The sequence below is a fragment of the Psychrobacter piscatorii genome, from assembly GCF_001444505.1.
In the GTDB taxonomy this organism is placed as follows: domain Bacteria; phylum Pseudomonadota; class Gammaproteobacteria; order Pseudomonadales; family Moraxellaceae; genus Psychrobacter; species Psychrobacter piscatorii_B.
Map to the genome: position 1 here is coordinate 26,703 of NZ_LNDJ01000002.1, position 21,048 is coordinate 47,750.

General features: G+C 42.7%; 18 protein-coding genes, 2 tRNA genes and 1 riboswitch. Of the genes, 4 read left to right on the plus strand and 16 right to left on the minus strand.

The features are described from left to right. Nucleotides 1–67: 67 nt before the first annotated feature. Both AS194_RS00785 and AS194_RS00790 read right to left on the minus strand, forming a co-directional pair. The gene (locus tag AS194_RS00785; protein WP_058023596.1) at nucleotides 68–832 is read right to left on the minus strand and encodes an urea amidolyase associated protein UAAP1; all 765 of its coding nucleotides are present in this window, start codon (nucleotides 830–832) and stop codon (nucleotides 68–70) included. Nucleotides 833–878: 46 nt separating this feature from the next. Continuing rightward, a riboswitch (guanidine-I (ykkC/yxkD leader) is annotated at nucleotides 879–995 on the minus strand. A 551-nt stretch (nucleotides 996–1,546) separates the two neighbouring features. Further along, nucleotides 1,547–2,659, minus strand: coding sequence for a hypothetical protein (locus tag AS194_RS00790; protein ID WP_058023597.1), 1,113 nt, complete (start codon nucleotides 2,657–2,659; stop codon nucleotides 1,547–1,549). A gap of 553 nt (nucleotides 2,660–3,212) precedes the next feature. On the opposite strand from AS194_RS00790, the gene AS194_RS00795 reads away from it, so the two are divergent. The 4 genes from AS194_RS00795 (at nucleotide 3,213) to AS194_RS00810 (ending at nucleotide 6,955) form a co-directional block, all read left to right on the plus strand. Continuing rightward, nucleotides 3,213–5,414, plus strand: a complete 2,202-nt coding sequence (locus AS194_RS00795; RefSeq protein WP_058023598.1) for a M3 family metallopeptidase — start codon at nucleotides 3,213–3,215, stop codon at nucleotides 5,412–5,414. After that, on the plus strand, nucleotides 5,415–5,672 hold the full coding sequence (locus AS194_RS00800) for a YheV family putative metal-binding protein (RefSeq protein WP_058023599.1): 258 nt from the start codon (nucleotides 5,415–5,417) through the stop codon (nucleotides 5,670–5,672). Nucleotides 5,673–5,814: 142 nt separating this feature from the next. Next, complete coding sequence (locus AS194_RS00805; protein WP_058023600.1) at nucleotides 5,815–6,363, plus strand: cell envelope integrity protein TolA; 549 nt, start codon at nucleotides 5,815–5,817, stop codon at nucleotides 6,361–6,363. A 28-nt stretch (nucleotides 6,364–6,391) separates the two neighbouring features. Further along, the gene (locus AS194_RS00810; RefSeq protein WP_058023601.1) at nucleotides 6,392–6,955 is read left to right on the plus strand and encodes a hypothetical protein; all 564 of its coding nucleotides are present in this window, start codon (nucleotides 6,392–6,394) and stop codon (nucleotides 6,953–6,955) included. 113 nt (nucleotides 6,956–7,068) lie between these two features. Here AS194_RS00810 and pnp read toward each other — a convergent pair whose 3' ends face one another. The 14 genes from pnp to tpiA form a co-directional block, all read right to left on the minus strand. Continuing rightward, nucleotides 7,069–9,171: a polyribonucleotide nucleotidyltransferase gene (gene pnp / locus AS194_RS00815; protein WP_058023602.1), complete on the minus strand. Its 2,103-nt coding sequence runs from the start codon at nucleotides 9,169–9,171 to the stop codon at nucleotides 7,069–7,071. A gap of 724 nt (nucleotides 9,172–9,895) precedes the next feature. Continuing rightward, a complete protein-coding gene (rpsO, locus tag AS194_RS00820; RefSeq protein ID WP_058023603.1) occupies nucleotides 9,896–10,162 on the minus strand; it encodes a 30S ribosomal protein S15 in 267 nt (88 codons plus the stop codon). Between the two features lie 374 nt (nucleotides 10,163–10,536). Further along, nucleotides 10,537–10,713 (minus strand): hypothetical protein, encoded by a 177-nt coding sequence (locus tag AS194_RS13750; RefSeq protein ID WP_167337585.1) that lies wholly within the window; start codon nucleotides 10,711–10,713, stop codon nucleotides 10,537–10,539. 126 nt (nucleotides 10,714–10,839) lie between these two features. Beyond that, nucleotides 10,840–11,001, minus strand: a complete 162-nt coding sequence (locus AS194_RS13680) for a hypothetical protein (protein ID WP_161808403.1) — start codon at nucleotides 10,999–11,001, stop codon at nucleotides 10,840–10,842. Between the two features lie 74 nt (nucleotides 11,002–11,075). After that, the gene (locus AS194_RS00825) at nucleotides 11,076–11,600 is read right to left on the minus strand and encodes a type 1 glutamine amidotransferase domain-containing protein (RefSeq protein ID WP_058023604.1); all 525 of its coding nucleotides are present in this window, start codon (nucleotides 11,598–11,600) and stop codon (nucleotides 11,076–11,078) included. 385 nt (nucleotides 11,601–11,985) lie between these two features. After that, nucleotides 11,986–13,074 (minus strand): tRNA pseudouridine(55) synthase TruB, encoded by a 1,089-nt coding sequence (truB, locus tag AS194_RS00830; RefSeq protein WP_058023605.1) that lies wholly within the window; start codon nucleotides 13,072–13,074, stop codon nucleotides 11,986–11,988. A 9-nt stretch (nucleotides 13,075–13,083) separates the two neighbouring features. Continuing rightward, nucleotides 13,084–13,473, minus strand: coding sequence for a ribosome-binding factor A (locus AS194_RS00835; RefSeq protein ID WP_058023606.1), 390 nt, complete (start codon nucleotides 13,471–13,473; stop codon nucleotides 13,084–13,086). 202 nt (nucleotides 13,474–13,675) lie between these two features. Further along, on the minus strand, nucleotides 13,676–16,411 hold the full coding sequence (infB, locus tag AS194_RS00840; RefSeq protein ID WP_058023607.1) for a translation initiation factor IF-2: 2,736 nt from the start codon (nucleotides 16,409–16,411) through the stop codon (nucleotides 13,676–13,678). A gap of 151 nt (nucleotides 16,412–16,562) precedes the next feature. After that, nucleotides 16,563–18,047 carry a transcription termination factor NusA gene (gene nusA, locus AS194_RS00845; protein ID WP_058023608.1) on the minus strand — a complete coding sequence of 495 codons (1,485 nt, stop codon included), beginning with the start codon at nucleotides 18,045–18,047 and terminating at the stop codon, nucleotides 16,563–16,565. A 137-nt stretch (nucleotides 18,048–18,184) separates the two neighbouring features. Beyond that, the gene (gene rimP / locus AS194_RS00850) at nucleotides 18,185–18,685 is read right to left on the minus strand and encodes a ribosome maturation factor RimP (RefSeq protein ID WP_058023609.1); all 501 of its coding nucleotides are present in this window, start codon (nucleotides 18,683–18,685) and stop codon (nucleotides 18,185–18,187) included. A gap of 443 nt (nucleotides 18,686–19,128) precedes the next feature. After that, a tRNA-Met gene (locus AS194_RS00855) sits at nucleotides 19,129–19,205 on the minus strand. Between the two features lie 123 nt (nucleotides 19,206–19,328). Then, a tRNA-Leu gene (locus AS194_RS00860) sits at nucleotides 19,329–19,412 on the minus strand. 142 nt (nucleotides 19,413–19,554) lie between these two features. Then, nucleotides 19,555–19,863, minus strand: a complete 309-nt coding sequence (gene secG / locus AS194_RS00865) for a preprotein translocase subunit SecG (RefSeq protein ID WP_021814138.1) — start codon at nucleotides 19,861–19,863, stop codon at nucleotides 19,555–19,557. 215 nt (nucleotides 19,864–20,078) lie between these two features. Beyond that, a complete protein-coding gene (gene tpiA, locus AS194_RS00870; RefSeq protein ID WP_058023610.1) occupies nucleotides 20,079–20,891 on the minus strand; it encodes a triose-phosphate isomerase in 813 nt (270 codons plus the stop codon). Nucleotides 20,892–21,048 lie beyond the last annotated feature (157 nt).

Sequence of the window (21,048 nt, forward strand, 5' to 3'; positions counted from 1 at the left end):
TGTCAGTCAAAAATTCGGAATTTATAATCACTGAATCAGCGTACGCGGCTACTAAACATAACGCTGATTAAGCATTCTCATAGTCACCAAAATAACGGGCATTATTTTCAAACCCACGCTGGTTTTGCTCACAAGAGTCGCGGCAGACATCTGATTTGCCTTTTGGCAAAATAGGGGCTGCCTGACTGATGGTAAGCTCAATATCAGCTGGATCGTAAATGTGTGAGGGATCAAGGGGGTGCGGAGCATTACAGATAAATACTAAGCAGTTCATCTCAAAGCGTAGGGAAATAGATTGGTCAGTATTGTCAGTTATGATATAAGACAGCTGCCCTTGTAGATCAGGGGTAACCTTAGAAAAGAAATTCACCGTTGCGGTAAGGTCGCTCTCGTTCAGTGCAAACTTCGACATCTCTGTCAGTAGTCCATCAAGGCCGTTTTGATAGCGCTCATTGCGAGCATCTTGAAAGGTTTTTTCGCCATATTGCCTGCTGACCATCGCAGCGGTGCTAGGACCACAAATAGCATCATTCCAGCCATGGTCATCGCTGATGATAGAAGCCATCACTCGGCCCATGTCAGAATACAGTACATGGCCTTCAGATAAGTACAGCGTGTACTGCGCTTTTAGGCTATCTGGCATATTGAAGCGTTCAAGCTTCTCGTCCGCATTGACCACATACAGGCTGGCATTGGCGTTGGCTGCCAGTGACTTGAGCTTGATTACATGGTTTTTGTTGATGCGGCCACACCAATGATGACCACCTGGTAGCGGCGTGATGAAGCGATCTGAAGACAGCGTGTTGGCAGTAGTGCTTGCAGGATATGACATAAAAAAACTCCACAGTTATGAGCTTAAGTGAACAGTGTCACTTAGAGTCTCCCGGGCTTTTATCCCTCCGTGTAGTTCTTTCGAACCGCCATCTCTCGGACCAGTCATACAGTGTGGGAAGATGTGCTTCCTCTACTGTATCGGAACCCTAGACGGCATTTTTTTAGCTCTTAGATTGGTAATAAACGGTAGTTAACCGTGTATTATCTACAGTGCAAGCCTTATGCCAAGCAAAATTGATAGCTCTCCAATTGCTTATTATATTTCAAAAAAATAAGCGCTATTTATCCAAAATTTGATAGCATTAGCTCCATTTTGTTATTTAACAATCTATCCTATTGGTTCGCTCATAGACTGATATATATAGGCTGTACCAAACATTAGTGATATTTATACAATACTAAAAATAGAGAGTCGACGTGGTATATAGTAACCCTACAGATCAGTCATAAATGAATTTATAGAAGAAATAAGGCGTGCACTATATTGAAACATTGTGCACCATAGTGATAAACAATGCCCTATTCTGAACCTTACAAAACTTACGTAAGCTCTCTTCTATCTTATACCATACAAATAACAGACACTAAAAAAGCACTGGTTCCTATTGAACCAGCGCTTTTTGTTATATCTATACGATGTCAGTTATAAGGTATCAGTGACTCGATTTATAAATTCATTTAATCAAATGATACTCATCAGTATATGACCGAATTAGTAACGAGTAACCAACGCGATTGGTTGATCTTCACCCATGATATCTTGTGGCATAAATACAGCTTTACCACCATTATGGATGACATGCTCGATGATTTCACCGATCGCATCATCAGTCACGCCTTCTGCGCTAGCGTCGCTTACAAGGCTTAGAGTTTGCGCTTTTTCATCAATTTTGGCAGATTGGATATAGCCACGACGTACATAAAGGGTCTCGCCAGCGCCTTGGAATGCGCTACGATATACTTCCTGTAGATCAGTTTGCAGCATATTTGCACCGCGGGCTTTATCGATTTCGCCCAAAGCAGCATGATGTAATGATGTACGGTATTCTTCTACCGCTTCTTGTACGCTATCAACGATATGCTGAGCGCTGCCATCTTCTAAATTAGTAACATTTGACACGGTAGCAATGATGTTGTCTGGACGATCACAGACTTCTTTATAGTAACCGATGTTTTTGGCGTCACCAACGATCACGAGTGGCATTTTGTGCTCACCCCATAGCTCTTGTACGCTTTTATCGACTTGATTAAAGTATTCTTTTAAGTGGCTGCTTTCATTATTTGATGAGCGATCTGACCCACCGTCACCTGTGGTATACAGCCCGTTATTTTCAACAGGAAACTGGATATTTTCCATGTTGTTTTGTATGTCGTCATCTTTATCAAACTCTCTAATGACGCGATCATTTGATGCTTCAATCAGACGAGAATTATCGCGGGTTAGGACAACCGTGTAGTAATGTACCGCACTGGCCATATCACGCACTAAATCACGAGTGGCAAAGCTGTCTGATATGACAACGCGCTCGGTCGTATCGATTGGCATACGGACGATTTGCACATCATCTGTACTAGCAAATATCGCTAAAGTATCGAGATTATAGTTATGATTTAATTCTTTGGTCTTTGCATGAATATTATCTAAAATAGTCGTCGCTGTGCTCTTATCATATTCTTTATTTAGGCGGTCTTCGACAACTTTCAACTGATTTTTTAGAGCGATAGGATCTTGCTCGTTAGCTGGATGTGCTCGGTGAGTCTTAACAAAGATACTTACCGCTGGATTGGCTTTGGTTTCACGTAAGCTTTTAAGAGTCGCTTTCATATATTGCTCCTTGTTTTATTATCATTTACTTTCGATTTTATACATTCTTTTATGAGTACAATGTCAGGGCATCTTGCCTTGTTTATTATTAATAGCAGCTCTAATCATTGTCGGTAAACAACGAATTATGCTGTCAATTCATCAATATTTTTTGTCCATTGTCTATCTGTACGCCTGATCGGCGTACAATTTTTAAATTCCTTTATCTTGATGCTAACAGCTACCCCTCATTCGCTATAGGGTTAATTTGCAAGCAAATGATAGCACTTTGTAAGTAGAGCAATCTGTATTGTTAAAGATTTCTAACAACTCAGCTTACTATATTATTTGTCGTTTCCTTTGAGCATTCACTTTTAGTTTAAGCATTCACTCTTAGTTTATAAGTACTCAGGTTGTATTTTGACTAAATGAACCCATCTTTTATATAACTAAATATAAATTTTAAATGGCGCGAGTCGTAGTACGTCGCAAAGTTAGCTCGTATCAAGCGCGATTTAAAAGCTACGTTTGCCCAATGTTTCTTTAATAATAATCATTAATATCGGATACCTTTATGACTCTTCCTTCTTCAGATTTACGCCTTGTTGATTTTACCAATGCTGCGCCAAGTACATTACAAACCCAAGTCATCAATGCTATCGACGATGCCAATAGTTTCTTAGATAACTTGACGGCGGTGGCTGACAATAGTACTGGCATTGCAAAATTAAGCGCTGAGCAAGCACTGGCAGATGTGATGCAGTTTGATCATATCAATCTAGCGCTAGATCGTAGCTGGGGAATCTTATCTCATCTCAATGGCGTGATGAGTAACGATGAGATTCGTCATGTCCACCACGAGCTACTGCCCAAGTTATCGGCTTACGGGACGCGGGTTGGTCAACATCAGCCACTTTTTACCCGCTATCAAACGATCGTCGATGATACCGAGTTTTTTGCGGCACTTGAGCCGGCACGTGCGCGGGCGATCGAGCTGGCACTACGTAGCTTTGAGTTATCAGGGGTGGCATTACCTAAGACTGAGCAAGATAAATTTGCTGCTATTCAAAGTGAGCTATCTACCTTATCTGCGACATTCTCAGATCATATCTTGGATGCAACCCAAGCCTTTGCATTGCCTTTAGAAGAAAGTCAGCTAAAAGGCTTAACAGAGAGCGGTTTGGCGCTATTGGCAGATGCAGGTGAACAGTTCAAGACTCGTGAGCTTGCTAATGGCACCCTGAGTCAAACAGATATAGACGCGCTTCCGACGCCTTATTATGTCGCAAGCTTGAACATTCCTGTATATCTAGCGGTTATGACCCACGCTGATGACCGCAGCTTACGGGAAACGCTGTATCGCGCTTATGTCACGCGCGCCTCTGAATTTGATACGCATACCAATGCTAAAGGTGAGTCATTAAACAATGCTGACATCATGAGCCAAATTCTCACCTTACGTGAACAAAAGGCCAAGTTATTAGGCTTTGATAATTATGCTGAAGTATCCCTATCGACTAAGATGGCAGACAGTGTCTTGGAAGTAGAGACATTCTTACGTGACTTGGCGGCCCAAGCGACCCCAGCCGCGCAGAAAGATTTAGCACAGTTACAGAGGTGTGCGCAGGATTATGGCATTGATGAATTGCAACCTTGGGATAGCGCCTACATCGCTGAGAAAGTAAAACAAAGTGAATTTAGCTTGTCACAAGAAGAGATTCGTCCTTACTTCCCACTGCCAAAAGTGACTAGCGGTTTGTTTGCCATTGTCGAACGTCTATATGGTATTACCGTACAAGAGCAAAGCTATGAGGGTGCAGATGATCATTCTGTATCACGCTGGCACGATGATGTACGCTTTTATCAGCTGTTTGACGCTGATGATCGCTTGATTGGCGGGTTTTACTTTGACTTATTTGCGCGCAGCGGTAAGCGTGGCGGTGCATGGATGAGTGGTTTTCAATCTCGTTACAGTTACGAGGAACAAAACCATCAGCAGCTACCTGTTTGCTTCATGGTTGGCAATTTTACGCCCGCACTTGATGGCAAGCCAAGCTTATTGACCCATGATGAGGTGCTGACCTTATTCCACGAATTTGGTCACGGCTTACATCATTTGTTAACTCAAGTGACGGTCGGTGATGTCGCGGGTGTCAATGGCGTCGAATGGGATGCCGTCGAGCTTCCTAGTCAGTTTATGGAAAACTGGGCTTGGGATGCTGAAGGCATTGCCCTTATTAGCAGTCATGTCGACACTGGCGAGCCACTGCCCAAGGACAAACTCGATGCACTATTGGCCGTCAAAAACTTCCAAAGCGGCCTACAAACGCTGCGCCAGATTGAGTTTGCGCTGTTTGATTTGCTGATTCACGCCCATACACCAGCACTTAATTATGAGGGTATCTTAGCGACTTTAAATGCCGTACGTAGCGATATCGCTATCATGCAAACACCTGACTATAACCGCTTTGCCAATGGCTTCAGCCATATATTCGCAGGTGGCTATGCTGCAGGTTATTACTCGTATAAATGGGCTGAGCTGCTATCAGCTGACGCGTTTAGTAAGTTTGAAGAAGACGGCATTTTTAACCCAGCAACGGGTAAAGCTTTTCGTGAGTCGATCCTGTCTGTTGGAGGCAGTTTTCCAGCCAAAACCAATTTCGAAAACTTCCGTGGCCGTAGTGCGAACATAGATGCCTTGCTACGCCATAACGGTTTCACTGATGCAAAGAATACTGATGCTGCAAATGCTCAAACAACACGCGAGGCTATCTAAATGCGCTATCAGTCATCAAGCCCTAAACGTCGATTTTTAGCAGGAGTGCGCTGTCCAAAATGCCAGGAGATGGACGCTGTGGTACAGATAAATATTGTTACGCCAGCGCCAGATGAATACATCGAATGCACAAAGTGTGGCCATTCGGAACACCGCCCTGACCCTGATGCCATCAGCGCCAAAAACCATCTTGAGGATCAGCTTGCTCGCGATGCCATGACAACAGGCACCAGTGGTACAGTCAAGTTCAAACCCTAGTTATCCAGTGTGGTTTCTAGACTACCACCTAAGCAACTCACTATTTAATACTGACTTAAGCCTATCTATCAATAGATAGGCTTTTTATTTTGAGTTTGATATAGTAGGTCTACTTATATTCTTGACACAAATCGATCATAATATGAACCGTAAAAAAATGCGCCCTTTATCGACCAAGCCTTCTAGGGCAACATCTGCGACAGCTGGCCGACGAGTTTGGATTATCCTTATTTTTGCGGTGATACTCATTGCTGTTGGTTACTTACTTTGGGTAAAACCCGAGCCAGAAGTGGTTTCACCTATCATTCAATCAACTACGATGAATAAGCAAACCGAGGCTGCTCAAGCGGCTTCGACTCCACACGTCATAACTGATGAGCCTGACACTGTACTCACTGACAGCAGTTTCACTGATGAAAGCGCCAGTGCAGACGACAATAAGGGTGTTGAAACGCGAAACCCTAAAGCTATCTTAAATGCACCGCTGCCAAAGACGGACAGCTTAGCCAAAGAAGAAATTGATCGTTTAGAAGATGAACGTAAACGCTTAGCTGAACAAGAAAAGTTGGCTGCTGAGCAATTGGCAATGAATAAACAGCTAACCGATATGAAAGCAGAACAAATCGCTCTACTTGAACAGCAAATAGCACAATTAGAAGCGGATAGCTCTACTAGTACAGAGACACAATAAACGCAGGATTTTCACAAAGAGGTCTATAATGGCGTTTCTGCAACTTACGCATGCCTCTATTTTAAATAGCAATGCACAGCTGCTTGTTTTACCTGTCAATAACGCTGGTGTCATTCTAGACCCTGTGCTCACGCGAGCCAAAACATTGTTTCCTGATAACTATCATCGTTATCATAGCGCGTGCCGTGATGGCAGTCTGAGTGTTGGCAGCTGCTTACTGTATAAGCGCACACGTGAGCAATCTGGTCTTGGCATCAGTAGTAACGGCAATCAACCGAGTTATATCGCCAACCTTGCTGTATCAAACCACCCATACTATCCTGCGCGGTCGCGTTGGCTCATCGCGGCTTTGATCGACCTACAGCAACAATTAATTCCGCTCATACGCTACCAAGGCATACGCAGAGTTGCGCTACTCGCTCGTCCGCTTATCTCCGATAATCCACGCGATCCTATATCTAATAAAAATGGGAGTATAAATTCGCTGCCTCTAGATTGGCAGACTGATACGTTGCCATTATTGACCACGTATTTACAAGACCTACCAAAACTGCGTATCGATATACATATGCCCAAAAGCATTGATTTATAAATGGCTCTCTAGCCAGTCATCATTTTTTTGCGCCCATAAAAAAACCGTCTTGGGCACCCATAAGAGCATCCCAAGGCGGTTTTTATGAATCAAACTACATCAAATACTGAGCCTTAGTTCTGCTCAACACCTTTCATCGTCAGTTTGATACGGCCGCGGTTATCAACGTCTTGCACAAGCACTTTAACGACCTGACCTTCTTTCAGATAATCAGATACATTTTCTACGCGCTCTTCTGCGATTTGTGAAATATGTACTAAACCATCAGTGTTTGGTAAAACATTCACAAATGCCCCAAAGTCGACGATACGAGCAACCGTACCTTCATAAGTTTTGCCAACTTCAACTTCAGCAGTTATTGCTTCGATTTTACCGATAGCGGCTTTAGTCGCTGCTTTGTTTTCACCAAAGATACGAATCGTACCAGCGTCATCGATATCGATAACCGCACCAGTCTCTTCGGTTAGCTGACGGATGGTTGCGCCGCCTTTACCGATAACGTCACGAATTTTGTCTGGGTTGATTTCGATAACGGCATAGTTTGGTGCATGAGCGTTGATTTCAGTACGGCTCTCAGGCAATACTTGGTTCATTGCGTCCAAGATATGGATACGACCAGCGTGGGCTTGCTTAAGCGCTTGCTCCATGATGTCAGGGGTAATACCTTCGATTTTGATATCCATCTGTAGTGCAGTGATACCGTTTTTAGAACCGGCTACTTTAAAGTCCATATCACCTAGATGATCTTCGTCACCTAAGATATCTGACAAGACAGCAAAACGCTCGCCTTCTTTAACCAGACCCATCGCGATACCAGCAACTGGTGCTTTTAATGGTACGCCTGCATCCATCAACGCCAAGCTTGCACCGCAAACAGACGCCATAGAAGATGAACCGTTTGATTCAGTGATTTCTGATACCACACGGATGACATATGGGAAGCGTTCGCTATCTGGCAGCATCGCTTGTACACCGCGGCGTGCAAGGCGACCATGGCCGATTTCACGACGCTTTGGAATACCTTCGCGGCCTGTCTCACCCACTGAGAAATGCGGGAAGTTGTAATGCAGCATGAAATGGTCACGAATCGTGCCACCTAATGAGTCAATCATGTTGACGTCACGGCTGTTACCAAGTGTGGTTGTAACTAGTGCTTGCGTCTCACCGCGGGTAAACAACGCTGAACCATGTGTATATGGTAATACACCCACTTGTACGTCAAGCGCACGAACCGTCTCAAGATCACGACCATCAATACGCGGCTTACCTGACAAGATATTGTCACGAACGGTACGATATTTAAGGTCGTTGTAGATTTCTTTTAGCTCAGACACAGTATCTGCATAAGTTTCTGACTCAGCATCACCAGCAAGCGTATCAATGATTGATTGTTTGATCTCATCAAGCTTCGTGTAGCGCTCTTGCTTATCAGTGATGGTGTATGCATCTGCAACTTGCTCACCGAACTGCTCTTTCATGCTGCTAGTCAGTGCTTGATCACGCTCAGGCGCAGAATACTGCTGCTTAGCAGTACCAATTTCTTCCGCCATTGATGCGATATTATCGATAACGATTTGCTGCTGCTGATGACCATACAATACGGCACCTAACATCTGATCTTCTGACAGCTCAGCTGCTTCAGATTCAACCATCAATACCGCTGACTTAGTACCAGCCACGACCAAATCTAGATCACTGGTTTCAAGCTGCTCAGTCGTTGGGTTTAGTACGTATTCGCCGTTAATAAAACCAACACGAGCGGCAGCGACAGGGCCATTGAATGGCGCATCAGAGATAGCCAATGCGGCTGAAGCACCGATTAATGCAGCGATGTCTGCAGACTGCGTTTTATCTGATGATACAACGGTGGCAGTAATTTGAATCTCGTTTACATAACCTTCAGGAAATAACGGACGAATCGGACGGTCGATCAAGCGAGAGGTCAGCGTTTCAAACTCGCTCGCACGGCCTTCACGTTTGCCGTAAGCACCTGGGATTTTACCCGCTGCATACATTTTTTCTTGATAGTTTACGGTCAATGGAAAGAAGTTTTGACCTTCTTTGGCTTCTGATTTTACGACTGCTGCGACAAGTACGGTCACGCCACCCATGTGTACTAATACAGAGTTTGCTTGACGAGCAATACGTCCTGTCTCGATAACGACCTGCTGGTCGCCGTACTGAAATTCACGCTTAATGGTATTAAACATTGTCATATAATCTTCCTAATGTTGACTGACAAAAGTGATATCAGCTTTAAAAAACCTGATATCTGTCATTAAAATTCTGTGTATATGGTCATTAACTGACAATCTCTCTATTAGAAATCATCTCAATCAATGCCAATAACTTTACCTAATTATTTCATATATCTTTTCGTGCTAGACATCGTACTATTATGTATATTTGGTCGTTCAATTTTGGCTTTACTATAAATACTATCAAACAGACATTAAGTCAAAAGACTTCGGCGCTAAAGACCGTCTAGGCTATGTCTACGCTCTTAAGAATCAGCTATTTACGCAGTAAGCTAAGAGACAAGTACTTTATCAGTAGTCGCTATATATTCAGTAGATATACTATCGAACTCACAAGGCATTATTTTACAGTGATTTATAGCCATTGACCAATTAATTGCAGAACAGAGACGTTATCGATAGGAAATACTGATTTTAATGCCCAATCAGCATCATTATCACTATTTTTGGTAGCTTATGTTTGTCGACCTTGATGTGTTTTAGACAAATGGTGCTATCTAAACATAGCTTTCAAAATGAATAAGCATAAAAAAAACGGCGTGAAACTATTCCACACCGTTTTTAGAAAAATCTATTTTATCGATAACAACAAACAAGTTCCAAGCAGTTAGCAAAAGTTTTAAGATTCTGCCATATAATGGCGTCCTTTGTTTTACCACCCACTCGTACTATTGTAGTTAGATTAGCGACGTAGACCTAACTGACTGATAAGAGTGGTGTAGCGACCAAGATCTTTACCTTTTAGGTAATCAAGCAATTTGCGACGCGTGTTAACCATACGGATAAGACCGCGACGGCTATGATGGTCAGCTTTATGTTCTTTGAAATGATTCTGCAAATCGTTGATACGAGCGCTCAACAAAGCTACTTGAACTTCTGGGGAGCCAGTGTCGTTTTCGCCACGTTGGTATTGAGCGATGATTTGTTCACGATCGGTATTAGTTAGCATAAATATCTCCGGCAATGCTAAAAACTTTAAAAACGGACTACAATTTGAGTCAGATTAAAAGCAGTAGAATAGTAAATAAAATAACTTGCGCGCCATTCAGGACAACCCTGCATTACTAGAGTTGACCTAGTGTACGACAAATTCAGTTAAAGATAACAACCATTTAACACGTTTGAACGTATGCATTATATTTGTTCACGTCAACACCTAGTTAAGGTGTGGATCTAACCAACATACATTATTCAAAAACTGATTTAAATGTGAGGGCAATTATAACAAAAAACTGCTGAACTATCAGCAGTTTTTCATAAAACTTGTAAATTTGGATCTGGCCTTAATGGGATGACAATTTATCAACAGATGACAATGTTTGCTTATTTGTTAACATCATCTTGTGTTGCATTGCCACCTAGCTCGTCATCGTCAAGTGGTGACGCTGTGGTGACTTCTGCCAAACTATCAGGAGTAGCATCCTCACTAGGATCAATGTCTTCTGATAATTGCTGAATTTCTTTTTCTTGCGCATCCATATTATCTGTTGAGTTACTCATGTTAGCTCCTACATTATTATTTTTCAACATATCTATTTTACAGTTACCAATACTAATATAATTATTACTACTAAGCTAAAGCCAAATGCAGCTGTGCCATTCTAGACTGAATGACACACAAAGATACTATTGGTCTTCTTTAGCATCTTCTACATTACTAGCAATACGGTCTGCTGCTGCTTCGCTGTTTTCAGTATGGTTGTCTTCAGTTTGACTCTTAAGAGCAGCGGTTGCCGATTCAGCACGTTGTTGCTCAAGTTCAGTATCATTTGGGTTAGAGTTAGACATAATATTTTCCTTAATTGTAATTATAAATAGTTGAGAATTTTTAATTTTTCATCTTTCAATAAATGAAGCAAAATTTAAGACAATGCTTTGTCGATAGCATCGACAAAATTACTGATATCATCTGGATTACGTGAAGTAATTAAGTTGCCATCGACTTGTACAGTCTTGTCGACGTACGTCGCACCAGCATTTTCTAGATCGGTTTGCAGCGTATGATAGGCTGTTAGTGTTTTGCCTTTAGCAATGCCCGTGTTGATAAGTGCCCAAGGAGCGTGGCATATCACAGCTAATGGTTTACCTGCATCATTGATAGCATTGATAATGTCATGGGCTTCTTTATTACCGCGAATGGTATCCGCATTGACCGTACCACCTGGTAATACCAATGCATCATAATCGGAAACATTTGCATCTTTTGCGAAGATATCAGCAGTAAAGGTATCACCTTTATTTACATCTTGCTGCATAGCTTGCACTTCTTTATCTTCATTAGTAGTGATCAGAAGGGTCTTGTAACCTTTGTCTTTCAGCTGGTTATTAACGTCTTCGTATTCTGCTTGCTCAAAATTATTGTGTAGTAAAAAAGCGATCGTTTTCATAATATTTCCTTTTCTGTCTGTACTTGTTTTTGTTTATTTACATTCGAGTTTTTATAATCGAATTTATTATTGCGCGATAATTTTTGTTGTTTATTATGATTTGATAAATGATTTTTGCATTAATAATAGTCATCCTCTGACATATTTTTTCTTATTAAAGAATGTCCTTTCTACATGCTTTTTATTCTTATTTTTTATTGTTATATTATTTTTCCAGTTTATTTTTCATCCAGTCTTCCCTAGCTGATGTATCTACTGTACAAAAAAAACAGGTCTCACCATAGGTGAAACCTGCAATAAAATGTGACGGTATGTGATTAGTGTAAACTATTAGTAAATTGAATAGGCCTCAGTTAACAGACTAGCTATAGCAATCACTCTATTATCAGCGCTGAATCAACTTTTTAGGCTGTAATCGACCATTAAGGCTAACGGCCCCCAATCCAAGAAATGCTCCTTGCTCATTTAGCAAGCGTATATCAACAGCTAACTCGTGCTGTAAAGGCTGCGAGATGTCCATGCTGTCTCCAGTACCGATATCAGAACCAGCAATATTGGTTTCTACTTCACTGGCATGGGATATTTGATGAGCAGCATTGCTTGCAACATAATCTCTAAGCTTACCTATCAAGCTATCGGATACGTTTAAGCGCTGTCCCATATGTACGCGCGCGCACTGTTCTTCGGTCAGTACCAACTCAGCATCGATATCAATACACGCATCGACAGGCAATAACTGAGAGTGTCGGCTATCTAAGTCTTTGTCTTCTAAAGCCGATAGTGCAATAGAGTCATCAATACTAAAATTACCGACTTGCGTGCGACGCAATGCCGTTAAATGTCCAAGCGTACCCAATGTTTTCGCAATATCCTCTGCTAATACGCGTACGTAAGTCCCTTTGGTACAAGTGACTGTCAAACAAATCTGTATATCATCAATCGCATGCAGCTCAATCGCCTTAATAATGATATCTCTCGGTGGCCTATCGATTTCAATACCAGCGCGGGCATACTCATACAGTTTTTTGCCATTTTTTTTTAATGCTGAATACATTGGTGGTATCTGCTGCTGAGGGCCCAGAAACTGCTGTGCGATAGTAGCCAATGAAACATCATCAAATGTTGGAATAGATGATTGTGCCACCACTTGACCGTCTGCATCACCCGTATCGGTTTGGCTACCAAGTAAAATCGTTGCTTGATAAGATTTGTCAGCATCCAGTTGATAATGACTAAACTTGGTCGCTTCGCCTAGGCAAATCGGCAGTAAACCAGTTGCCATCGGATCAAGCGTACCAGTATGACCAGCCTTTTTGCTATCGTGTATCGGTGACTTAAACAAATACTTCACTTTCGACACAACTTGCTGGGATGTCATACCTTTGGGTTTGTCCACCAAGATAACCCCTGAAACTTTTATTTTTTCAGGTGCTTTGCTGGCTTTTTTATCAGGTTGCTTAGACGCTATAGACATAATAATAACTTACTCGTCATTCTCGTTTTGCTCAGTTTTGGTGACGGCTTTACTGATCAAGTCCATCATGTAGTTACCACGAGCAGTCACTTCATCATAGTGAAAGCGTAGACGCGGCGTAGTACGTGTTTTTAGGCTATGGCTCAGCTCAGTACGCAAAAATCCTGCTGCTTTATTCAGTACTTTGACGCTTTCTTCGTGATTGGTCTTAGTCATGGCATCATTGAGCTCAGGCTCCATGATAGTGACATAGATATCTGCATAGCCTAAATCTGGGCTCACTTTGACACTAGAGATTGTGACAAAACCTGTCAGACGAGGATCATTGACTTCATCACGAATAAGAACAGCAAGCTCACGCTGGATCTGATCGGATAAGCGTTGTAGACGTTGGTTCATGTTGTTACCTTACTTTAATGGGTTTATTGTTATTAATATATAGAACTGTTTGCTAAAAAATGTAGTAATGATATTTGCTAAAAAAGGCCTAGCAGGGTGTACCTGATAGGCCTAAGTACAGCTGAATATCGACAGAGTATCTAGCATGCTCAGCACATTTGGCATATTGCATTGCTACATACTCTGTTATCGAACAGCGGCTTTAGATAGTACGGGCGAACTCTTGAATTTCAAAGACTTCGATCTTATCGCCAGCTTCGACATCATAGCCACGAACGGCCAGACCACATTCCATACCAGTACGTACTTCATTGACGTCTTCTTTATAGCGACGTAATGATTGCAATTGACCAGTAAAGATAACTTGGTCATCACGTAATACGCGGATAGGTTTGTTGCGATAGATTGTACCTTCAACCACCATACAACCAGCAGCCGCACCAAACTTACTAGAGCGGAATACTTCACGAACTTCTGCAACACCAAGGATTTTCTCACGATGTTCAGGAGCAAGCATACCACTCATTGCAGATTTCACATCATCAATCAAACCATAGATGACACTATAGTAACGAATATCCATGTTAGCTGTATCTGCTTTACGGCGTGCGGTGGCATCTGCACGGACGTTAAAGCCTAACAATACCGCTTCGCTAGATTCTGCAAGTGTTACGTCAGACTCAGAGATAGGACCAACACCTGAACTGATAACTCTGACTTTTACTTCATCAGTAGACAATTCATTTAGGGCAGCTAGTAGTGCTTCAAGTGAACCACGTACGTCTGTTTTCAATACAATGTTCAAGAATGACACATCGCCTTGACCCATCTGATCGAACATGCTTTCTAAACGCATGGCATTTTGACGCTCAAGTTGACGCTCACGCTCACGGTTGGTTCTAAAGGCCGCAACTTCACGGGCTTTCTTCTCGTCCGTTACTACTAAGAATTCACTACCAGCCGCAGGTGTTTCAGGCAGACCTAAAATCTCTACAGGAATAGAAGGGCCAGCTGATTTAACACGTTGACCATTCTCATCCGTTAGTGCACGTACTTTACCGTAGTGCTCACCAGCTAGAACCAAGTCGCCTTGTTTCAACGTGCCTTTCTTAACTAGAACACTAACCACAGGGCCACGACCTTTTTCCAGTCTTGATTCAATAACCACACCTTGTGCAGCACCGTCTAGTGGCGCCTCTAACTCCATTAACTCAGCTTGCAAGCTAATAAACTCTAGTAAGTCGTCGATACCTTCGCCTGTCTTGGCTGAAATACGTGCCATTGGTGTGTCGCCGCCCCACTCTTCTGAGACGACTTCTTTCGTTGTCAATTCATTGAGAACACGGTCAGGATCAGCACTTGGCTTATCCATTTTATTAATAGCAACAATGATTGGCGTACCAGCAGCACGTGCATGATCAATCGCTTCTGCCGTTTGTGGCATCATGCCATCATCAGCTGCGACGACAAGTACAACAATATCAGTTGCCTGAGCACCGCGTGAACGCATTGCGCTAAACGCTGCGTGACCTGGAGTATCAAGGAAAGTGATAACACCACGATCGGTTTTTACGTGGTAAGCACCGATATGCTGAGTAATACCACCCGCTTCACCATTCGCAACTTTCGTTTCACGAATTTTATCAAGTAGTGATGTCTTACCATGATCGACGTGACCCATGATCGTCACTACTGGCGGACGTGTTTGAACGTTACTGCTACGCTCATCAACTGCGTCTTGTAGATCGTCTTCCACTTTGGTATCACTGACTGGTACTGGGTTATGACCCATCTCTTCAACCAGTAAACTTGCAGTTGCTTGGTCAATCGTGTCTGATTCACGAGCCATTTCGCCCATTTTCATGAGTAACTTAGTCACTTCACGAGCTTTGACCGCCATACGCTGTGCCAGATCAGCAACTGAAATTTGCTCACTAATCTCAACATCATAGACGATTTTTTCAACTGGCTTTTCAAACTTATGTTGTGATGCTTGTGTTGAACGCAAACCGTTTTTACGGTTTTTGATTTCACGCTCATCTTGATTTTTACGACGACGACCACGAGCACCAGTGCTGTTTGCACCGCGCTTGATTTCGCGACGTTCTTTTTCAAATGACTCTTCTAATGCATCACCGACCAGGCCTTCAGCCAATGGTTCATCTTTACGCACTTCGGTAACAGGCTCACGATCGGTATATTTACCAGCCATTTTACGCATTTGCTCAAGTGTACGCTTTTGCGCTTCTTCAGCTTGAGTGCGGCGAGTTTCTAATTCGATTTCACGTAGACGCGCTTCTTCTTTCTCACGAGTTTCGCGAGCTTTACGCTCAGCAGCGGTTTCCACTTTAGGCTTAGTAGCAGCAACCTTTTTCTTCGGCTGCTCTTTAGGCTTGACTTCAACGGTGGCTTTGCTCGCTTTACCGCCTTTTTTAACGACAACTGACGTAGAAATATCATCGTTTTTGTCGTCTGATTTTTTGCTAGAGCCTAAGCTTGCACGCATTGCAGCTAAAGTTGCCGCTTGGCGCTCTTCTGCTTTTTTCTTGGTCGCAGCACGTTCTTCTGCTTCTTTAGCAGCACGTTCTTGAGATTCAATGAGAGCCTGCTCTCGCGCGGCTAATTCTTCAGCTATTTTCTTTGGATCCGGCTTCTCAAATACTTTCTTTTTGCGTACTTCAACATTGACGCTCTTAGATTTGCCCGAAGAGCCAGTCACACGAGCGGTACTCGTTGTCTTAGATTTGAGACTAATACGACGCTTTTCGTTTTGACCATGACTTTGTTTTAAATACGTCACCAACTTCTCTTGCTCAAACTCGGTGACTAGGTCATCCTCTGCGCGAGCAGGCAGGCCAGCATCTACTAATTGCTGCTTTACAGCACTTGTAGTTTTGCCTACCATTTCTGCCAGTTCTTTGACGGTCTTATCTGCCATTTATTATCACCTACTGTCTATTATTTGCTATATGTTCAATTCAGTTGTTGGCTACAAATGATTGGGTTAAGGCCAGTATTTACAGTATGTAGACACCAGCACTTTATTCTCAATAGCATATCACCAAAAGACAGCGATATGCAGTTACCGCTTATTCATCGAACCAAGATTCCCGAGCTTTCATGATGAGTTTTCCTGCAGTTTCGGAGTCTAATCCTTCGATATCTTCTAGATCGAAGACGGCTTGTTCTGCCAAATCATCCACGGTAATAATGTCTTTTTGTGCCATTTTATAGGCCCAGCTGACTGTCATACCTTCAAGCTCTTGGAGCTCTTGACTTGGCTCTTTCATGTTCTGTTGTTTGACCAGCTCATCAGCAATGACGACGTCTTTAGCACGTTCTTGAATCATGTCGATTGCTTCATCGTCTAACCCTTCAATGTCATAGAAGGTATCGACTGGCACATAGGCGACTTCTTCAATACTGGTAAAACCAATATCAACCAGCGCCTGCGCTAGATCTTGATCAACCTCTAAACGCTCATAAAATAATTCAATGAATGCTTTTGATTCGTTTTCTTGACGCTGTTTGTACTCTTCTTCGAGCATCATATTCAGCTTATAGCCAGTCAACTCAGAAGCCAAGCGTACGTTTTGGCCTTGTGAGCCAATCGCGCGTGCCAGTTGATCGTTGGTGCTAAAGATAATATCTGCTGTTTGAGTGTCTTCATCTAAGATGATGCTGCTTACATCAGCTGGTTCTAAAGAGCTGATGATGAACTGAGCTGGATCATCTGACCATACCACGACATCGATACGCTCACCATCTAGCTCTTGCTGTACTGCTTGGATACGTGTACCACGCATACCAATACAGGCACCGACTGGATCAATCCGATGATCGTTGGTCTTCACGGCTATTTTAGCACGGGTGCCCGGCAAGCGAGCGACGTTACGGATTTCGATAATTTGTTCTGCAATCTCAGGTACTTCTTTTTGCATCAACGCTGATAGCATTTCAGGATGCGTGCGAGATAACAATAGTTGTGCACCGCGGTTTTCACGGTTTACATGATATAAGATGGCGTTGATACGCGATTTGGCACGTAGCTGCTCACATGGCAACATTTGATCGCGTGACAAGTAGCCTTCAGCATTGTCGCCTAAGTCGATGATATAGCCATCACGGGTCTGTTTCTTGACTTCGCCATACATCATTTCACCAACACGCGGCTCAAAAGCGTCTGCCACAAGTGCGCGCTCAGCTTCACGGATTTTTTGGATGATGACCTGTTTTGCTTGAGTGGCTGCAATACGACCAAATTCAATCGATTCGATTTGCTCTTCTTTGATATCACCAATTGACCATTCTTCTTGATCAAGATCTGTGATGGCAAGCTGACAAGCAGGCATTTCATGGTCTTCATCTGCAACCACGGTCCAATAACGATAAGTGTCATAATCGCCAGTTGCACGGTCAATAGCTACTCGCACAGCCACTTCTGGCTGCTCGGTATATACTTTTTTCTTGGTCGATACCACCAAAGCGTCTTCTATGGCTTCAAAGATATCTTCAGGATTTAAGCCCTTTTCATTACTGACAGTTTCTACTACCGTTAAGATTTCACGACTCATGCTATACCTGTCCTATCATTTTTTAATTGACTTAAATTTTATAATTTGGGTGTTGCTATTATATAGTTACTATAAGCCACATAAGCTATTTGAAGATGACACTGCTGATCTATGAGCAGCTGCCTAATAATATGTAGTTAGGCATCTTCGTAAACTAAGTTGGCTTTATCAATATTACTTAATGCAATCTCAAACTGCTCACCATCGCTTGACGTCAGTTTTAAAACTTTATCATCGATACTATCTAATGTACCTGTTGCTTTACGACGTTTTTGATCACCTGTGCCGATAGCTTGAATCAAACGTAAGCTTACTGTTTGACCCACATAGGCATGCATCTGCTCATCTGAGAAAAATGCACGGTCAAAACCAGGTGAAGACACTTCTAAAATATATTCACCAGCGATAGGATCATGAACTTCTAAGATACCGCTTACTTGATGGTTCACTGCGGCACAGTCTTCGATAGTAACGTGCTTATCTTGGGCTTGCTCTTCTGGCAATGCCTCAATATAAATACGCAATAAAGAGCGACGGCCTTGTGGCGCAAATTCTATACCCCATAGCGACACATCGCAAGCGGCCACAGCAGGGGCAATAATATTAGTCAGTTCTGCAACTTTAGTCGAAAGCTTCATAATCTCTTTGTATTTTCCTATTCGCTTATCTATCGTACTCAGTAAACCGTATCAAAGCTTTGCTCTTTTCGTACTTATATATAGTAAGAATTACGGTCATTATATAATGGTAAACCACAAACATATAACAGGTATTGTGCGTTTATATAGGGACGAGCCTAAAAAACATCAAGCTCAGCCAAACAATGCTTTTATTAGTTATAAAGCACTACTATCGATAAAAGCGTGAGGAATAAAAGATAGTGTTGCTTAAGGAGCATCGTGCCAGTGGCGGCCGATGATGACCAGTGACGAGTAATATCGTACTCTATAGACCTAGAGCTTAGCATAAGTAGGATAGATACCGCGATAACACTGACCTTCAGATACAAAAAAACCCACAAACATTATGGTGGGTTAATCGGTACTGACAAATTTAGTGTACAAAACATCAGTATAAAAAGTGGTAGCGGGGGCTGGATTTGAACCAACGACCTTCGGGTTATGAGCCCGACGAGCTACCAGACTGCTCCACCCCGCATCAATCTAGAACGCATATTATAGGGAGATAATGTAGAAGTGTCAACACTTTATTTAAAAAAATTATAAATCAAGTGGTTACTACTAAAAATCCAACCTGACGCTATGCTGCGTCTGTGAAACTTGGTGCGATTGGGGGGACTTGAACCCCCACGGCTTGCGCCACCACCCCCTCAAGATGGCGTGTCTACCATTCCACCACAATCGCATTTTACTACCCTGCTCTCTAACTTCCTATCTACTATATATAATGCGTAAGGTAGGCATTAATAGATAAGGACTTGCGAAAACAGAAAAGCATTGTAAATGTAACCTACCAAAATAGCAAGCGCTGACTACTCAAAAGCCACTTATTCAGGATTTTGTGTCAATGGACGCGGCGTTTGCGGTGCTGACACTGGCGCGTCTAGACGAAACTGGTCTTCGGCCTGCTTACGCGCATGCACCGCCAGCGTCATACTGGTAATAAAGAATATGACCGTTAGTACTGCAGTCGCACGCGTCAAAAAGTTGGCAGTTCCCGCTGCACCAAATACGGTACCTGATGAGCCGGCACCAAAAGAAGCCCCAGCATCTGCCCCTTTACCATGCTGTATCAAAATCAAGCCGATCATGGCAATGGCCACGATAATATGCAGGGCTAATATAAACGTAAACATGGTGGCCTCTTTTGCCGCGTAATGACGACTGATAACGGAAAATAAAACGTAAGGTTAATAAAAATAATGACTAGCATCTCATGATACCAAATCGATTATATAAATAAGGCGCATTGTACACGATTGCAAGGGTACTGTTAAACCTACTTTTACCAACTGGTAAAACCACGCTGTCTATCAGCTATGATACTGATATCTGAGCGTTATTTATTTGATTAAGCATTCGCTTGACTAAAAGCATCAGCGACCGCTAAGAAGCTATCTGCTTTCAATGAGGCACCGCCAACCAATGCGCCATCAATCATAGAGTCAGCAGCAAAGCTATCAGCATTATCAGCATTAACGCTACCACCGTATAAGACGGTGACTGTATCGGCCATATCAGCAAAGCCCGCAACGGTTTGTTTGATATGTTGATGAGTCTTACTCACTTCTGCCACAGTCGGTACTTTACCTGTACCAATTGCCCAGACAGGTTCGTAAGCGACGAGTAGCTTTTCAGATAACGATGCTGCTAAATCTGGTTGCTGAACAAGCATATCTTTAATCACTGAGAGTTGTTCATTGATAACGTCAAGTGTTTGACCATTATCATACTGTTCTTGCGTTTCGCCGATACAGAACACCACACCAAGATTTTGAGAAAACGCATGAGACAGTTTATTTATTAGACAGTCATGAGATTCTTTATGATACTGGCGACGCTCAGAGTGACCAAGTATCGTCCAAGTAGCTCCTGTATCTGCGACTTGCTGTGCTGAGCAGTCTCCGGTGTAAGCGCCTATGCTTGCACTATGAGCGCTCACGTCTTGAGCGGCGCTGATTATTGAAGTATTTGCTAAGCGTGCACTGACTGCGGCCAAATGAATACAGCTTGGTGCTACCATCAATTTGCATTGACTATTAGAGGTTGGCATTTTAGCTTGATTTTTAGCATCAACCTTAGTCAGCAGGTCATTTAACAGCGCATCAACATCATGGCTAGTTGCTGGATTCTGCTTCCAATTACCGATCACCCAAGCTTGCATACTTATTTACCTTGTCTCATGTATTCGCGCCAATTCGGCTCATATGCGCGCCAGTATAACAAATAATTCGTAAGTGCTATAGTAGTGTGCTGCCAGAAGCACCGGTGCTTTTCAATACCTATGTTCAAAAATGACAACTAAAAACAGAGATTTTGAT

Excerpts from the sequence above, each read along its gene's own strand:
- AS194_RS00785 (WP_058023596.1), bottom strand. The coding sequence starts at position 832 with ATGTCATATCCTGCAAGCACTACTGCCAACACGCTGTCTTCAGATCGC.
- AS194_RS00790 (WP_058023597.1), bottom strand. The coding sequence starts at position 2,659 with ATGAAAGCGACTCTTAAAAGCTTACGTGAAACCAAAGCCAATCCAGCG.
- AS194_RS00795 (WP_058023598.1), top strand. The coding sequence starts at position 3,213 with ATGACTCTTCCTTCTTCAGATTTACGCCTTGTTGATTTTACCAATGCT.
- AS194_RS00800 (WP_058023599.1), top strand. The coding sequence starts at position 5,415 with ATGCGCTATCAGTCATCAAGCCCTAAACGTCGATTTTTAGCAGGAGTG.
- AS194_RS00805 (WP_058023600.1), top strand. The coding sequence starts at position 5,815 with ATGAACCGTAAAAAAATGCGCCCTTTATCGACCAAGCCTTCTAGGGCA.
- AS194_RS00810 (WP_058023601.1), top strand. The coding sequence starts at position 6,392 with ATGGCGTTTCTGCAACTTACGCATGCCTCTATTTTAAATAGCAATGCA.
- pnp (WP_058023602.1), bottom strand. The coding sequence starts at position 9,171 with ATGACAATGTTTAATACCATTAAGCGTGAATTTCAGTACGGCGACCAG.
- rpsO (WP_058023603.1), bottom strand. The coding sequence starts at position 10,162 with ATGCTAACTAATACCGATCGTGAACAAATCATCGCTCAATACCAACGT.
- AS194_RS13750 (WP_167337585.1), bottom strand. The coding sequence starts at position 10,713 with ATGAGTAACTCAACAGATAATATGGATGCGCAAGAAAAAGAAATTCAG.
- AS194_RS13680 (WP_161808403.1), bottom strand. The coding sequence starts at position 11,001 with ATGTCTAACTCTAACCCAAATGATACTGAACTTGAGCAACAACGTGCT.
- AS194_RS00825 (WP_058023604.1), bottom strand. The coding sequence starts at position 11,600 with ATGAAAACGATCGCTTTTTTACTACACAATAATTTTGAGCAAGCAGAA.
- truB (WP_058023605.1), bottom strand. The coding sequence starts at position 13,074 with ATGTCTATAGCGTCTAAGCAACCTGATAAAAAAGCCAGCAAAGCACCT.
- AS194_RS00835 (WP_058023606.1), bottom strand. The coding sequence starts at position 13,473 with ATGAACCAACGTCTACAACGCTTATCCGATCAGATCCAGCGTGAGCTT.
- infB (WP_058023607.1), bottom strand. The coding sequence starts at position 16,411 with ATGGCAGATAAGACCGTCAAAGAACTGGCAGAAATGGTAGGCAAAACT.
- nusA (WP_058023608.1), bottom strand. The coding sequence starts at position 18,047 with ATGAGTCGTGAAATCTTAACGGTAGTAGAAACTGTCAGTAATGAAAAG.
- rimP (WP_058023609.1), bottom strand. The coding sequence starts at position 18,685 with ATGAAGCTTTCGACTAAAGTTGCAGAACTGACTAATATTATTGCCCCT.
- secG (WP_021814138.1), bottom strand. The coding sequence starts at position 19,863 with ATGTTTACGTTTATATTAGCCCTGCATATTATCGTGGCCATTGCCATG.
- tpiA (WP_058023610.1), bottom strand. The coding sequence starts at position 20,891 with ATGCAAGCTTGGGTGATCGGTAATTGGAAGCAGAATCCAGCAACTAGC.